The 13,259-nt window shown below is 66.9% G+C and carries 17 protein-coding genes; 8 read left to right on the top strand and 9 right to left on the bottom strand.

Translation table 11 applies throughout. The features are described 5' to 3' along the window. The first annotated feature begins 17 nt into the window (after nucleotides 1–17). Nucleotides 18–2,120, top strand: a complete 2,103-nt coding sequence (gene fusA / locus ROP_RS07950; RefSeq protein WP_012688821.1) for an elongation factor G — start codon at nucleotides 18–20, stop codon at nucleotides 2,118–2,120. Nucleotides 2,121–2,209: 89 nt separating this feature from the next. Then, complete coding sequence (gene tuf / locus ROP_RS07945; RefSeq protein WP_005252203.1) at nucleotides 2,210–3,400, top strand: elongation factor Tu; 1,191 nt, start codon at nucleotides 2,210–2,212, stop codon at nucleotides 3,398–3,400. Nucleotides 3,401–3,456: 56 nt separating this feature from the next. Here tuf and ROP_RS07940 read toward each other — a convergent pair whose 3' ends face one another. Genes ROP_RS07940 through ROP_RS07915 form a run of 6 tightly spaced genes read right to left on the bottom strand, consistent with a single transcriptional unit; the run spans nucleotide 3,457 to nucleotide 6,256 of the window. Then, nucleotides 3,457–3,717, bottom strand: coding sequence for a YciI family protein (locus tag ROP_RS07940; protein WP_231868872.1), 261 nt, complete (start codon nucleotides 3,715–3,717; stop codon nucleotides 3,457–3,459). A gap of 45 nt (nucleotides 3,718–3,762) precedes the next feature. Then, nucleotides 3,763–4,338: a hypothetical protein gene (locus ROP_RS07935; protein WP_012688819.1), complete on the bottom strand. Its 576-nt coding sequence runs from the start codon at nucleotides 4,336–4,338 to the stop codon at nucleotides 3,763–3,765. Next, complete coding sequence (locus ROP_RS07930) at nucleotides 4,335–5,315, bottom strand: DUF6286 domain-containing Asp23/Gls24 family envelope stress response protein (RefSeq protein ID WP_012688818.1); 981 nt, start codon at nucleotides 5,313–5,315, stop codon at nucleotides 4,335–4,337. Before ROP_RS07930 ends, ROP_RS07935 begins: the two co-directional genes overlap by 4 nt. Then, on the bottom strand, nucleotides 5,308–5,487 hold the full coding sequence (locus ROP_RS07925; protein WP_005252219.1) for a hypothetical protein: 180 nt from the start codon (nucleotides 5,485–5,487) through the stop codon (nucleotides 5,308–5,310). The genes ROP_RS07930 and ROP_RS07925 overlap by 8 nt, the downstream gene beginning before the upstream one ends. Next, nucleotides 5,484–5,798 (bottom strand): hypothetical protein, encoded by a 315-nt coding sequence (locus ROP_RS07920; RefSeq protein WP_012688817.1) that lies wholly within the window; start codon nucleotides 5,796–5,798, stop codon nucleotides 5,484–5,486. The genes ROP_RS07925 and ROP_RS07920 overlap by 4 nt, the downstream gene beginning before the upstream one ends. Further along, nucleotides 5,795–6,256, bottom strand: coding sequence for an Asp23/Gls24 family envelope stress response protein (locus ROP_RS07915; RefSeq protein WP_005252221.1), 462 nt, complete (start codon nucleotides 6,254–6,256; stop codon nucleotides 5,795–5,797). Before ROP_RS07915 ends, ROP_RS07920 begins: the two co-directional genes overlap by 4 nt. Nucleotides 6,257–6,443: 187 nt before the next feature. Here ROP_RS07915 and ROP_RS07910 point away from each other — a divergent pair, with 187 nt between their 5' ends. Genes ROP_RS07910 through ROP_RS07900 form a run of 3 tightly spaced genes read left to right on the top strand, consistent with a single transcriptional unit; the run spans nucleotide 6,444 to nucleotide 7,944 of the window. Further along, complete coding sequence (locus tag ROP_RS07910; RefSeq protein ID WP_043824396.1) at nucleotides 6,444–6,971, top strand: hypothetical protein; 528 nt, start codon at nucleotides 6,444–6,446, stop codon at nucleotides 6,969–6,971. Continuing rightward, nucleotides 6,968–7,483 carry a hypothetical protein gene (locus tag ROP_RS07905; RefSeq protein ID WP_012688815.1) on the top strand — a complete coding sequence of 172 codons (516 nt, stop codon included), beginning with the start codon at nucleotides 6,968–6,970 and terminating at the stop codon, nucleotides 7,481–7,483. Before ROP_RS07910 ends, ROP_RS07905 begins: the two co-directional genes overlap by 4 nt. 11 nt (nucleotides 7,484–7,494) lie before the next feature. Continuing rightward, a complete protein-coding gene (locus tag ROP_RS07900) occupies nucleotides 7,495–7,944 on the top strand; it encodes a hypothetical protein (protein ID WP_012688814.1) in 450 nt (149 codons plus the stop codon). Between the two features lie 32 nt (nucleotides 7,945–7,976). Here the strand turns inward: ROP_RS07900 and ROP_RS07895 are convergent, their stop codons facing one another. The 3 genes from ROP_RS07895 to pnuC are packed head-to-tail and all read right to left on the bottom strand — an operon-like array spanning nucleotide 7,977 to nucleotide 10,407. Next, on the bottom strand, nucleotides 7,977–8,672 hold the full coding sequence (locus ROP_RS07895; protein ID WP_012688813.1) for an NUDIX hydrolase: 696 nt from the start codon (nucleotides 8,670–8,672) through the stop codon (nucleotides 7,977–7,979). 2 nt (nucleotides 8,673–8,674) lie between these two features. Then, nucleotides 8,675–9,760 carry an AAA family ATPase gene (locus ROP_RS07890; protein ID WP_043826361.1) on the bottom strand — a complete coding sequence of 362 codons (1,086 nt, stop codon included), beginning with the start codon at nucleotides 9,758–9,760 and terminating at the stop codon, nucleotides 8,675–8,677. Between the two features lie 5 nt (nucleotides 9,761–9,765). Continuing rightward, nucleotides 9,766–10,407, bottom strand: coding sequence for a nicotinamide riboside transporter PnuC (pnuC, locus tag ROP_RS07885; protein WP_012688811.1), 642 nt, complete (start codon nucleotides 10,405–10,407; stop codon nucleotides 9,766–9,768). Nucleotides 10,408–10,556: 149 nt separating this feature from the next. Here pnuC and ROP_RS07880 point away from each other — a divergent pair, with 149 nt between their 5' ends. The 3 genes from ROP_RS07880 (at nucleotide 10,557) to ROP_RS07870 (ending at nucleotide 13,258) form a co-directional block, all read left to right on the top strand. Continuing rightward, the gene (locus tag ROP_RS07880; protein WP_012688810.1) at nucleotides 10,557–11,732 is read left to right on the top strand and encodes an acyl-CoA dehydrogenase family protein; all 1,176 of its coding nucleotides are present in this window, start codon (nucleotides 10,557–10,559) and stop codon (nucleotides 11,730–11,732) included. Nucleotides 11,733–11,741: 9 nt separating this feature from the next. Beyond that, nucleotides 11,742–12,869 carry an acyl-CoA dehydrogenase family protein gene (locus ROP_RS07875; protein ID WP_012688809.1) on the top strand — a complete coding sequence of 376 codons (1,128 nt, stop codon included), beginning with the start codon at nucleotides 11,742–11,744 and terminating at the stop codon, nucleotides 12,867–12,869. A 185-nt stretch (nucleotides 12,870–13,054) separates the two neighbouring features. Further along, entirely contained in the window at nucleotides 13,055–13,258 is a 204-nt protein-coding gene (locus ROP_RS07870) for a hypothetical protein (RefSeq protein ID WP_012688808.1), read from the top strand. The last annotated feature ends 1 nt before the right edge of the window (nucleotide 13,259 follow it).

Here is a 13,259-nt window from a genome sequence, read left to right as displayed (position 1 = left end):
GAGCGGGGAAGAATCCTGTGGCACAGGAAGTGCTGACCGACCTGAACAAGGTCCGCAACATCGGCATCATGGCGCACATCGATGCCGGCAAGACCACGACCACCGAGCGCATCCTGTTCTACACCGGTGTCAACTACAAGATCGGTGAGACGCACGACGGTGCCTCGACCACGGACTGGATGGAACAGGAGAAGGAACGCGGCATCACGATCACCTCTGCCGCGGTGACCTGCTTCTGGAACAACAACCAGATCAACATCATCGACACGCCGGGCCACGTCGACTTCACCGTCGAGGTGGAGCGTTCGCTCCGCGTGCTCGACGGCGCCGTCGCAGTGTTCGACGGCAAAGAGGGCGTCGAGCCCCAGTCGGAGCAGGTGTGGCGTCAGGCCGCCAAGTACGACGTTCCGCGCATCTGTTTCGTCAACAAGATGGACAAGATGGGCGCGGACTTCTACTTCACGGTCCAGACCATCATCGATCGCCTCGGCGCGAAGCCGCTCGTCCTGCAGCTGCCGATCGGCGCGGAGGACGACTTCGACGGTGTCGTCGACCTGGTCGAGATGAAGGCTGTCACCTGGCGTGGCACGGTCGCCATCGGCGCCGAGCCCACCATCGAGGAGATCCCGGCCGATCTCGCAGACAAGGCTGCCGAGTACCGCGAGAAGCTGCTCGAGACGGTTGCCGAGTCCGACGAGAAGCTCATGGAGAAGTACTTCGCCGGCGAGGAACTCAGCGTCGAGGAGATCAAGGGCGCCATCCGCAAGATGACGGTCAACTCCGAGCTGTACCCGGTGCTGTGTGGTTCCGCGTTCAAGAACAAGGGTGTTCAGCCCATGCTCGACGCGGTCATCGACTACCTGCCGAACCCGCTGGACATCGGCGAGGTCCAGGGTCACGCCCTGGGCAACGAAGAAGAGGTCCTCACGCGTAAGCCGAGCAAGGAAGAGCCGTTCTCGGCTCTGGCCTTCAAGATCGCTTCGCACCCGTTCTTCGGCAAGCTGACGTTCGTCCGCGTGTACTCCGGCCGGATCGATCCGGGCGCCCAGGTCATGAACGCGACCAAGGGCAAGAAGGAGCGCATCGGAAAGCTCTTCCAGATGCACGCCAACAAGGAGAACCCGGTCGACGAGGCCGTGGCCGGCCACATCTACGCGATGATCGGCCTGAAGGACACCACGACCGGTGACACCCTGTGTGCACAGGACGCCCCGATCGTGCTCGAGTCCATGAGCTTCCCGGACCCGGTCATCCAGGTCTCGATCGAGCCCAAGACCAAGTCCGACCAGGAGAAGCTGGGCACCGCGATCCAGAAGCTCGCCGAAGAGGACCCGACGTTCTCCGTCGAACTCGACGAAGAGACCGGCCAGACCGTCATCGGCGGCATGGGCGAGCTCCACCTCGACATCCTCGTCGACCGTATGCGTCGCGAGTTCAAGGTCGAGGCCAACGTCGGCAAGCCGCAGGTCGCCTACCGCGAGACCATCACCAAGAAGGTCGAGAAGCACGACTACACCCACAAGAAGCAGACGGGTGGCTCGGGCCAGTTCGCCAAGGTGATCATCGCGCTGGAGCCGTTCGTCGGCGAAGACGGTGCCTCCTACGAGTTCGAGAACAAGGTCTCCGGTGGCCGCATCCCTCGCGAGTACATCCCCTCCGTGGATGCAGGCGCGCAGGACGCGATGCAGTACGGCGTTCTCGCCGGCTACCCGCTGGTGAACCTGAAGCTGTCGCTGCTCGACGGTGCGTACCACGACGTCGACTCGTCGGAAATGGCCTTCAAGGTCGCCGGTTCGCAGGCGCTGAAGGAAGCCGCCCGCAAGGCCGGCCCGGTCATTCTCGAGCCGCTCATGGCTGTCGAGGTCACCACACCCGAGGAGTACATGGGTGACGTGATCGGCGACCTGAACTCCCGCCGTGGCCAGATACAGGCCATGGAGGAACGCAGTGGTGCCCGTGTCGTGAAGGCGCTGGTTCCGCTCTCGGAGATGTTCGGTTACATCGGTGATCTGCGGTCGAAGACCCAGGGCCGGGCGAACTTCTCCATGGTGTTCGATTCCTACGCAGAGGTTCCCGCGAACGTCTCGAAGGAAATCATCGCCAAGGCGACCGGCGAGTAACCTCGGTTCCAGCCGGCCGAAGCACGACCCAGTAATAACAACCGCACTGCTGCATACCGCAAGCATCAATCAGTCCAGGAGGACACACAGTGGCGAAGGCGAAGTTCGAGCGGACGAAGCCGCACGTGAACATCGGCACCATCGGTCACGTCGACCACGGCAAGACCACGCTGACCGCGGCCATCACCAAGGTTCTGCATGACGCGTACCCGGATCTCAACGAGGCCTCGGCCTTCGACGAGATCGACAAGGCTCCTGAGGAGAAGGCTCGCGGTATCACGATCAACATCTCGCATGTTGAGTACCAGACCGAGAAGCGCCACTACGCGCACGTCGATGCTCCCGGTCACGCCGACTACATCAAGAACATGATCACCGGTGCGGCGCAGATGGACGGCGCCATCCTCGTGGTCGCGGCCACCGACGGCCCGATGCCCCAGACGCGTGAGCACGTGCTGCTCGCCCGCCAGGTCGGCGTGCCGTACATCCTCGTCGCCTTGAACAAGGCCGACATGGTGGACGACGACGAGATCATCGAGCTCGTCGAGATGGAGGTCCGTGAGCTCCTCGCTGCGCAGGAGTTCGACGAGGACGCTCCGGTCGTCAAGGTCTCCGCACTCAAGGCGCTCGAGGGCGACCCGGAGTGGACCAAGAACATCCTCGAGCTCATGGCTGCGGTCGACGAGTCCATCCCGGACCCGGTTCGCGAGACCGAGAAGCCCTTCCTCATGCCCGTCGAGGACGTCTTCACGATCACCGGTCGTGGCACCGTCGTCACCGGTCGTATCGAGCGTGGCGTGATCAACGTCAACGAGGACGTCGAGATCGTCGGCATCAAGGAAACCAAGACCAAGACCACGGTCACGGGTATCGAGATGTTCCGCAAGCTCCTCGACTCGGGCCAGGCGGGCGACAACGTCGGTCTGCTGGTTCGTGGTATCAAGCGCGAAGATGTCGAGCGTGGACAGGTTGTCGTCAAGCCCGGCACCACCACCCCGCACACCGAGTTCGAGGGCCAGGCGTACATCCTGTCCAAGGACGAGGGCGGCCGCCACACGCCGTTCTTCAACAACTACCGTCCGCAGTTCTACTTCCGTACCACGGACGTGACGGGCGTTGTGACGCTGCCCGAGGGCACCGAGATGGTCATGCCCGGTGACAACACCGAGATGTCCGTCAAGCTGATCCAGCCCGTCGCCATGGACGAGGGCCTGCGCTTCGCGATCCGCGAAGGCGGCCGTACGGTCGGCGCCGGCAAGGTCACGAAGATCAACAAGTGATCTAGCTTCACCAACGCCGATGGCGCTCACCCTCCGGGGTGGGCGCCATCGGCGTTTCAGCGGTAGTTCAGCGCGTCCCACTCCCGGATGTCGCTGGGATGGGCGATCCCTTCGAGGACGAACGGGTCGTGTGCGATGAACTGTGCCGCCCGTTCGCGGCTGCTGAACACGGCCATCGAGCCGTTGCTCGCCGGGTCGTCGAACGGTCCGATCCCGAGGATCCCGCCGTCCGCGGCGAATGCGTCGAGGTACTCCCGGTGCCGTGGATACACCTCTGGAATCCGGTCGGCGGCGGCGCGATCGGTTGCGTAGAACACCACATACTCCATGGCGAGAACCTACCGAGCCCGGACCGTCCCGTATCAGCTTTCGGTGTGTACCGGCTGGTCGGCGCGATCGAGGTGGAGCAGCACCTGGGTGGCGACCGGTTCACTGCCGAGTGTCGACGCGACCCACGATGCGACGTCCTCCGACTTGCGGGTGAAGTCGTGGATGTCGAGGGTCGGGTCGGCGGTCACGACGATCGACAGGGTGGGGAGCCCACGTTCGACGACGGCGCGGGCCCGCGTCTGCCGGACCCCGGGGTACTGGCCGAGTTCGGCGGCGACCCCGCCCGCAAGGGAGCCCAGGTCGACAGTGACGTAGGTGCCCGATTCGCGATCCGGTACGGCGACGGGGGACGTGCGCCGTCGGGTGAGGTCGAGTGCGAGGAGCACGATCCCGAAGACCAGTCCCACGACAACTGTCGCGGCGAGGGCCCAGCCCCACCAGTCCTGGTCGGGAAGCGCGGTGACGCGTGCGCGGTCGTACCGCGACACCCACTCCCGGACGATCGGAACCTGCAGGTCCCAGGCGATGGCGTACGCGCCGAATCCGAGGAGCGCGAGCCCGACGAGCAGGACGATCAGCCGGTTGACTGCGGCGGTCCGATGCGTCACGGCTTCACCTGCACTCGGAGTTCGGGGGACGTGCCGAGCAGCGACAGCGTCGGCTCCACGGCCTCGCGGACGGAGATGGCCACATCTGCGGCGGGTGTCGACTCGGTGCGCACCACGCGGACGGTGACGTGCTTGCGGTCGACTGTCGTGTGCGCCGACAGCACCCCGGGGACGGTGTTGGCGTGACTACTGGAATTGCGGGCGAGGTCGGTGGGGCGCAGCCAGACGATCGGGGTGTCACCCACCGCGAGGGGCAGGTGGGTGCGCGGCCGCGGTTTGAGGGCGGCGACGATGAACACGATTCCCAGCACGATCGCGCCGACGGCGACGGGGACGATCCAGTCGGACCAGTGCAGCCGGCCCAGCCATTGCGCGGTGTTGCGGATCCATGGCGCGTTGGCGAAGGTGCCGCGCATGATGAGCAGTTCGCGCGCGGCGACGACTGCGAGACCGAGGGCGGCGACCGCGACGACGATCGCGGCGGGCACGGCGGCGGGCGTCGCGCGCGGCGTGCGTGGCCGGATCGGCGCCACCGGTGCGGGCGGCACCGTCGGATCGCCCTGTTCGGAGTAGAGGCTGTCGGCCCCGCTGTCTTCGGGCGACGTGGATTCCGTTCCGACGACCACGATGTTGAGTTCGATGACCGGCATGCCGGTCATCTGCGCGACCTGGCGGTGGACCTGCGCGCGGAGCCTGCGACCCAGCAGATCGAGGTGGCACGGCCACTGCACCGCGATGTACAGGTTGATCGCGACGGCGTCCGCTCCCGTCGAGACGTCGGCGCGGGGGAGTTCCCGGCCCGTCAGCCGCGACAGTCCGCCGGACTGCTTGACGACGCCGGGCACCTGGAGCGCCGCGGCGACGGCGATCTTCACGACGGCGCGTTCCTTGATGACCAACTCGCCGCGCTGGGCGGTGTCGTCGAGCGCCGCGTCGTCCCGGGGGCCGGCGGGGGGCGCGGTGGACGGTTCAGCCACGGCCGCGGCTTCGGAGGATGGCACCGAGATCGAGGTGCCCGTCGCGGTGCGCGCCGACGGCCATACCCAGCGCGCCGAGCAGGACGGCGAAGACGAATCCGCTGAAACCGCCGAGGATACCGGCGATGGCGAGGAGCAATCCGACGATCAGGCCTGTGATTGTGCTGTTCATTGAGCTTGTCCTGTCTCTGTCAGGAGATCTTCGATGATCACGTCGACGGGGACGTCCACCAGCGCTTCCACTGCGGCCCGCACCCTGTCGGCGGTGTCGACGACGTTGGCGGGGTAGCGCGCCGCGACATGGACGGCACAGGACGTGGGGCCCACGGTCACCCCGGTCACCCGGCGTCCGGGCAGGTATGTCGCGACTTCGCCGAATGCGCCGCCGTGCATCGCTGCCACTCCGGGGGTCGCGAGGACGGCGGCGACGATGCGTTCGGAGATGTCCTCCGCGTGGGTGTCCGGTGCGAGCGGTCCGGTCACTGCACCCTCGGTTTGCCGTCGAGCTCGGACGCGGCCTCGGATTCGTCGAAAAGCATGACATCGAAGACGGTGATGTTCACTTCGGTCACTTCGAGTCCGGTCATGCGCTCGACGGCCGCAATGACGTTGCGCCGGATGCCGACCGCGAGTTCGTGCAGTGCGACGCCGTATTCGGCGACGATACCGATGTCGATGGCGGCCTGTTTCTCCCCGACTTCGACGGCGACGCCCTGGGCGTGGTTGACGCGGGCACCGGGTATCCGGTCCCGGAGGGCGCCGACGGCACGCGCGGTGCCGCCGCCCACGTCGTAGACGCCGTTGATCTCACGTGTGGCGATGCCGGCGATCTTGGCGACGACGGCGTCCGCGATGATGGTCCGTCCCTCGGAACTGACGAGTTCCGGAGTCGCCCCGGCACCGAACTGCACGCGGCTGCGTGCGCCTGAATCGCTGGTCATCGTGGATCCCCTTCGAGTCGCCTGCCTTCTCCTCAACAGTAATGATCACGGGCGGTACGCGGGGTCTCCCACGCGCCTTTCCGCCCACGGATCTGCCGAGGTGCCGATGCGAAAAATATTTGATATGACTACCCGGTAGCATGACGTGATCCAGGTAACAGAGGTAAGGCGCGACGAAAGGAACCCCATGGTGGAAGTGGCCCCCGACGAGGACGCTGCCCCCGAGCCCCGGACGCCCGCCGTCACCGCAGGTGTGGCGATTCTGTCCGTTCTCGCGCTCGCGTTCCTCGCGGTGAGCGGCTACTTCGGTTACACGCACCGGCAGGCGGAGCAGGAGGCGCAGCAGCGGTCCGAGATCGTGGACGCCGCGCGCCAGGGCGTCGTGAATCTGACGACGATGGATTTCGAGCGGGCCGACGAAGACGTGCAGAAGGTGCTCGACGGCTCGGCCGGCGAATTCCGCGACGAGTTCGAAGCCCGCTCGAAGGATCTCATCGCGGTCATGCAGGAGGCTCGGGTCAAATCGGTGGGGGAGGTGCGCCAGGCCGCGATCGAGAGGCAGGACGGCGACTCCGCCGACGTGCTCGTCGCGGTCGCCCAGAAGGTGTCGAATGCGGGTGGGGCCGCCGAAGAGCCCCGTGGTCAGAGGATGCGGGTCACGATGCAACTCGAGGACGGCACGTACAAGATCGTGAAGGCGGGGTTCGTGCAGTGAGTACCGACGCAGCGCCGAAGTCGCGCAGGCTCCTCCTGATCCTCGGCGCGCTCACCGTCGTCACGGCGGTGCTCGCCGGGGTGCTGTACGTCACGCTGTACCGGCCCGACCAGCGTGTCGACGACACCGTTCGCGCCGCCGTCACCGACACCGCGTCGCAGGGCGCGGTCGCCCTGCTGTCGTACGGGCCGGACACGGTGGAGAACGACGTCGGCGCCGCGAAGGCACGCCTGACCGGGGAGTTCCTCGACTATTACACGCAGTTCACGACGGACGTCGTCGTCCCGGCGGCGAAGGAGAGTCGGGTCGCCACGCAGGCCACGGTGGCAGCGTCCGGTCCGGTCGAGGTGGCGGCCGACACAGCCACGGTGCTGCTGTTCGTCGACCAAACCACCACCAGCGCCGCGAAGCCGGAACCGGCGGTGACGCAGACGAGCATCGCCGTCGAACTGACCAAGTCCGGTGACGACTGGCTGATCTCCGGCTTCGATCCCGTCCAAGCCCACGGGTAGCGTTGGCGCCCATGAGCACTCTTCGAGAGGTCGGCGACCGCGAATCGTGGCGCTGTTGGTTGTGTGACGAACCGGTAGATCCCGACATGTCGGTCAACGACCCGCGCGGCCCCAGCATCGACAGTGTCGTCACCGCGAAGAAGGCCAAGGCGAAGGGCGGCGTCGAACGCCTCGCTCACCGTGCGTGCAACACCAAGAAGGGCGCCGTCAAACCGGTCGTGCCGTGGCCCGACCGGTTGTTCGTCGTCGATCCCGCCCCGATCATCGGTGTCGTCGAACAACTCGGCCGTAAGGGTGGGCGGGTGGCGGTGGCGCGGTGCCCGGGCAGATCGGACGCCGAGGATGCGTCGGAATGGTTGCTCGACCGGTTGTCCCGTCTCGCACCGGAACTGAACGTCGAGACGCAGATCGACGCGGCCGGGGGCGCGTTCCTGCTCGTGGTGCGGCTCCGCCACCCGTGAGTACTTCTTAACCGCCGGCGGTTAACAAGTACTCACGGGCGGGGGATCGGCGGGTGCAGGGTAGTGGCGTCGCCCGGCCGGTACAGCTGGGCGCGCCTGCCGCCCGTGGACGCGGCGTCGGCCACCCCCTCGACGGGTTCGACGAACCCTCGCGTTCCCAGGACCTTGCGGCGGAAGTTCGCGCGGTCCCACGTCATGTCCCACACGGCCTCGTACACCGTCTGGAGGTCCCGGATCGAGAACGGGGACTCCACGAAATGGGTTGCCAAAGTCGTGTATTCGAGCTTCGAGCGCACCCGCTCGAGGGCGTCGGCGAGAATCTGCGCGTGGTCGAACGCCAGCGACTCGCGTAGGGCGTCCCCGATCGGAATCCAGAAGGCGTCGGCGGCGTCGGAGCCGGCGGACGGCTCCGGCAGATTCGGCGCGAATGCCACGAACACCACCGAGACGACCCGCATGCGCGGGTCGCGGCCGGGCTCGCTGTACGTCGCCAACTGCTCGAGGTGACCGGGAAAGCTGTCGAGCCCGGTCTCCTCCGCCAGTTCGCGCCGCGCCGCGACCTCCGCCGACTCGTCCGCGTGAACGAAACCCCCGGGCAGCGCGGGCATCCCCTGGAACGGTTCCTCGCCGCGCCGGACCAGCAGGACGGACAGCGAGGGGCCGCGCAGCGTGAACATCGCGAGATCGACGGTCACGGCGAACGGTGGATATTCGGTTGCGTCGTACACTGTCAACCTTCCAGTGGTGCGGCGAACGTCGATCGGTGGGCGAGTGCCTGTTCGGTGACCTGCGTCGCGAGGTGGAGGCGCTCTGCCCGGCTCCCGGTCAGCATCACCCACGACCGCCCGGCGGTGGTGAGTGCATCGACGAACCACCCAGTCATCTCCTCCCGGATCGACTCTCCGTCACGCAACCCATCCTGCACGAAGGGGACACCGACGTGGTCGGTAACGAGGTACAAGGCGTGGCGTCCCGGTCGGTGCTCTTCCGCCCGGGTGCTGTCGGGGCCGAGGTAGCGCCGCTCCCACACGGTGGTCGCTTCGGCATCGGTGTCGCAGATCGTCACGGGCGACCCCGATCGCGCCGCCGCTTCCTCCCACTCGTTCTGGATGCGGGCGATGTCGGCGAAATCCTGCCCGGTCCACACGAGGTCGTCGACGCCGGCGGCCGTGTCGGTGGCGCGGGCTCTCGCCAGTTTGTCCGCAGTTGCCGTTCGACCGTATTCCGGAACCCAGTGCGTGCGCTGCCAGATCCCGCCCCGGGACCGGAAGTGCTGCGCCAGTGCGTGACTGACGGTGGTGGTGCCGGTAGATTCTGCGCCGAGTACCACGATCCGGGTGGTCAGCAGCGCTTGTGCAGGCGCGTCGAGGTGTTCCCAGTTGCCGGCGAGGTCACCTCGGCAGGCGGTTCCCGAGATCGGAAACCGGACCCGCTCGGGGTCGACGGGGACGTGGACGGCGTCGAACCAGCGGGCGAGTTCGTCGCCGTACTTCTCGCTCGACACGACCACGTCGACGGCAATGCCGGTGACCTGTCGCACCGCGGCGCGCATGCACGCCACCTGGGCGGCCCACACCGGTCGCGAAGCGAGGTCCATCGGGGCGTCGCACGCGATGCCGGTCACGGTCACCGTGCGGTCCCGCGCATGCGACTCGGCGAGGCAGGACACTCTGTCCGCCAAGGGAATCGACTCGACCCGGGACGCCATCACCACCACCGTGACCCGGGCGGCGACCCGCGCCGCCTCCCGGATCAGCAGGTGGTGCCCGGCGTGCGGGGGATAGAACTTTCCGATCACGAGTGCGTTGTCGTGCATGTCGGTCACCTGCCCGCGGTCGTCGCGGGGGCGGGGAGTTCCGAAGACCTGCGCCACGCGAGGAGCCCGCGGACGCAGAGCGCGAGGAAGCCGACGTACAGCAGGGCCGTCAGCGTCAGGCCCTTGTGCAGGTACAGCGGGACGTAGACGAGATCGGCCGCAATCCACAGCACCCACGATTCCCAGCGCTTGTTCACCTGTCCCCAGGTGGCCAGCAGCGACAGGGCTGTGGTGACGGCGTCCCAGAACGGGACCGTGGACGACGTCGCCGTGTGCAGAAGCACGGTCAAGGCGGCAGTGCCGACGACGCCGGCTCCGGCGAGCCACCTCCATTCTTCCGGCGACGTTCCGGTGACGGGCAACGGGTTTCCGGCACGGCCGCGGATCCACCGGGTCCACCCGGCCACGGCGAGCGCGATGTAGACCAGTTGGAGGGCCGAGTCGGCGAAGAGTCCGGCTGCGTAGAACAGCAGGATCCAGACCAGGTTGTTCGCGATTCCGATCGGCCAGTTCCAGGCGGATTGCCGGGCGACGAGCCAGACGCACACCGCGCCCGACGCGAACCCGAGGACTTCGGCCCAGCTCGTCGTGGTTCCGAACGATGTCACCGCGGCCGAATTCAGCCAGTCGACGAGTGGTGCGATCACGGGAACTCCTTGTAGTCGTAGTGACTACAAAACCGTAGCACTGTTGTAGTCGATATGACTACAACCGGGTTGGTCGTGGTGCTCCGCGGGAGGTGGGGGTACGGTCGGGACCAGAACATGAATCCGACCTCGAGTGCGAAGGAATTCCGATGAATCTGGCCTTGACCGACGAGGAGCTGGCGTTCCGCGAAGAGATGCGAACGTTCTTCACCACGCAGATTCCGGCGGAGATCCGCGAGCGGTACGCGCGTGGCGAAGAAGTCGGGAAAGAAGGCTTCATCGAGTCTCAGCGGATTCTGAACGCCAACGGGCTCGCGACGCCGCACTGGCCGGTCGAATGGGGCGGCCGCGACTGGACGCCGGTTCAGAAGCACATCTGGCTCGACGAGTTGCAACTCGCGTCGGTGCCCGAGCCGCTCGCATTCAACACCAGCATGGTCGGCCCCGTCATCGCGGCTTTCGGTTCGCAGGAGCAGAAGGAGAAGTTCCTTCCCGCGACCGCGAACCTCGACATCTGGTGGTGCCAGGGATTCTCCGAACCCGAGGCCGGTTCCGACCTCGCGTCGCTGAAGACCCGCGCGGTCCGCGACGGCGACGACTACGTCATCAACGGCCAGAAGACGTGGACCACGCTCGCGCAGCACGCCGACTGGATCTTCGTCCTCGCCCGCACCAATCCGGATGCCCCCAAGAAGCAGGCCGGCATCTCGTTCATCCTCGTCGACCTGAAGACGCCGGGTGTCACGGTGCGCCCGATCAAGCTGATCGACGGAGGCTACGAGGTCAACGAGGTCTTCTTCGAGGACGTGCGAGTGCCCGCCGAGAATCTCGTGGGCGAGGAGAACCAGGGCTGGAGCTACGCCAAGTTCCTGCTCGGCAACGAGCGCGCCGGCGTCACCCGCCTGGGATTCTCGAAGGTCCGGCTCGCGCAGGCGAAGAAGCGCGCCGCGGAGATCTCGGTCGGCGAGGGGGCACTGCTCGACGACCCGCTGTTCGCCGCCCGCATCGCGGAACTGGAGAACGAGATCATCGCGCTCGAGCTCACCCAGTTGCGGGTGGTCGCCAGTTCGGCCGACGGCAAGCCGAACCCGGCGTCGTCGCTGCTGAAGCTCCGCGGGTCCGAACTGCAGCAGGCGACGCTCGAACTGCTCACCGACGTCGCCGGACCCGACTCCCTTCCCTTCGCCGCCGGTGACGGCATCTCCTCACCGCTCTGGGCGCAGCGAACGGCACCGACCTATCTGAACTACCGCAAGGTTTCCATCTACAGCGGATCGAGCGAAGTGCAGCGCAGCATCATCGCCTCCTCGATCCTCGGATTGTGAGGGCGTGACATGGACTTCGAACTGACCGACGAACAGAAACTGCTGCGCGACACCACCCGGGAACTGCTCGGCCGTAGCTACGACGCGGAGAAGCGCAACGCCGTCACCGACACCGAGCAGGGGTGGAGCCCGCAGGTGTGGAAGCAACTCGCCGAGGTGGGGCTGCTGGGTCTGAGCTTCGACGAGGAAGACGGTGGAATGGGCGCCGGACCGGTCGAGGTGGCATCGGTGATGACCGAGATCGGCCGCCGCCTCGCGCCCGAACCGGTCCTCGACGCCGTGCTCGTGCCGGGCGGCCTGATCGCCGCCGCCGGCAGCACGGAGCAGCGTCGCCGGATTCTCCCGGACGTGTCCGAGGGCAACCTCCTGCTGGCCTTCGCCGATCGGGAACCGGGTGTGCGCTGGCCGTCGGCCCGGGTGTCCACGACCGCGACGAGGGACGGCGGCGCGTGGACCCTGACGGGCACGAAGAATCCCGTTCCGCACGGCGGCAGCGCGAACACGCTGGTCGTCACCGCGGCACTCCCGGACGGTGGGGTCGGACTGTTCCTCGTCGACGGCGACGCGACCGGTCTGACCCGCACCCCGTACGCGACCCACGACGGGCTGCGGGCCGCGCAGGTGGAACTGTCCGGCACCCCGGCGGAGCCCCTCGGTGAGGGCGGCGACGCGTCCGCGGCGATCGAGGGCGCACACATCCGGGCGCAGGCCGCACTGTGTGCGGAGGCCGTCGGCGCGATGGAGGAGGCGTTGCGGCTGACGACCGAGTACCTGAAGACCCGCAAGCAGTTCGGCGTCCCGATCGCGAAGTTCCAGACGCTCACTCACCGTGCGGCCGACATGTATGTGCTGCTGGAACTGGCCCGCAGCATGAGTCTCTACGCGACGATGTCGCTGGCCGACGGAACCGTGGACCCGGTGGTCGCGTCCCGTGCCAAGCTGCAGATCGGCCGGTCGGCCCGGACGATCGGGCAGGAAGCGATCCAGATGCACGGCGGCATCGGCATGACCGCCGAGTACCCTGTCGGGCATTACGTGAGCCGGCTGACCGCCATCGAGCACACCCTCGGCGGCTCCGACGACCACCTGCGGGTGCTCGCGGCGGCAACCACGCAGGGGGTCATCAGCATCATCTAGCTGCGCCCGTGAGTACTTGTCAACCGCCCGCGGTTGACAAGTACTCACGGGTCCAGGTCTCGGATTGGTATCGGAAAGAGCGTTTTCGACGTGTCGCACGAGGACCCCCGTGTGACGCAGCTAACGTTCTGCGCGCACATCAGAACTCACGGGGGATGTACGTATCTCGGTGAAGGAGCGTTGTCATGGGGTCCGGTCCAGTCAAAGCGATCATGTGGAGCCTGCTCGTCGTGGGACTCGTCGGTGCGGGAGTCGGGATCTCCGAACTGCACGTCCCGTGGACGGTCGCGTCGTTGATCGTCGCGTCGGTGTCCGGCCTGGTCCTGCTCAGGATCCGCGCCGACGCGCACCCCGAACTGCACAGCGAGCGCCGGATGGCTGCCGGCTGAC

It is taken from the genome of Rhodococcus opacus B4, assembly GCF_000010805.1.
In the GTDB taxonomy this organism is placed as follows: domain Bacteria; phylum Actinomycetota; class Actinomycetes; order Mycobacteriales; family Mycobacteriaceae; genus Rhodococcus_F; species Rhodococcus_F opacus_C.
Note: the sequence above shows the minus strand (reverse complement) of the source record. Positions and strands in the feature narration are given on the sequence as shown.

Bases quoted from the DNA above. Each gene is read 5' to 3' on its own strand.
- ROP_RS07925 (WP_005252219.1), bottom strand. From the start codon at position 5,487: ATGAACAGCACAATCACAGGCCTGATCGTCGGATTGCTCCTCGCCATC.
- ROP_RS07915 (WP_005252221.1), bottom strand. From the start codon at position 6,256: ATGACCAGCGATTCAGGCGCACGCAGCCGCGTGCAGTTCGGTGCCGGG.
- ROP_RS07910 (WP_043824396.1), top strand. From the start codon at position 6,444: ATGGTGGAAGTGGCCCCCGACGAGGACGCTGCCCCCGAGCCCCGGACG.
- ROP_RS07900 (WP_012688814.1), top strand. From the start codon at position 7,495: ATGAGCACTCTTCGAGAGGTCGGCGACCGCGAATCGTGGCGCTGTTGG.
- ROP_RS07890 (WP_043826361.1), bottom strand. From the start codon at position 9,760: ATGCACGACAACGCACTCGTGATCGGAAAGTTCTATCCCCCGCACGCC.
- ROP_RS07880 (WP_012688810.1), top strand. From the start codon at position 10,557: ATGAATCTGGCCTTGACCGACGAGGAGCTGGCGTTCCGCGAAGAGATG.
- ROP_RS07875 (WP_012688809.1), top strand. From the start codon at position 11,742: ATGGACTTCGAACTGACCGACGAACAGAAACTGCTGCGCGACACCACC.
- ROP_RS07870 (WP_012688808.1), top strand. From the start codon at position 13,055: ATGGGGTCCGGTCCAGTCAAAGCGATCATGTGGAGCCTGCTCGTCGTG.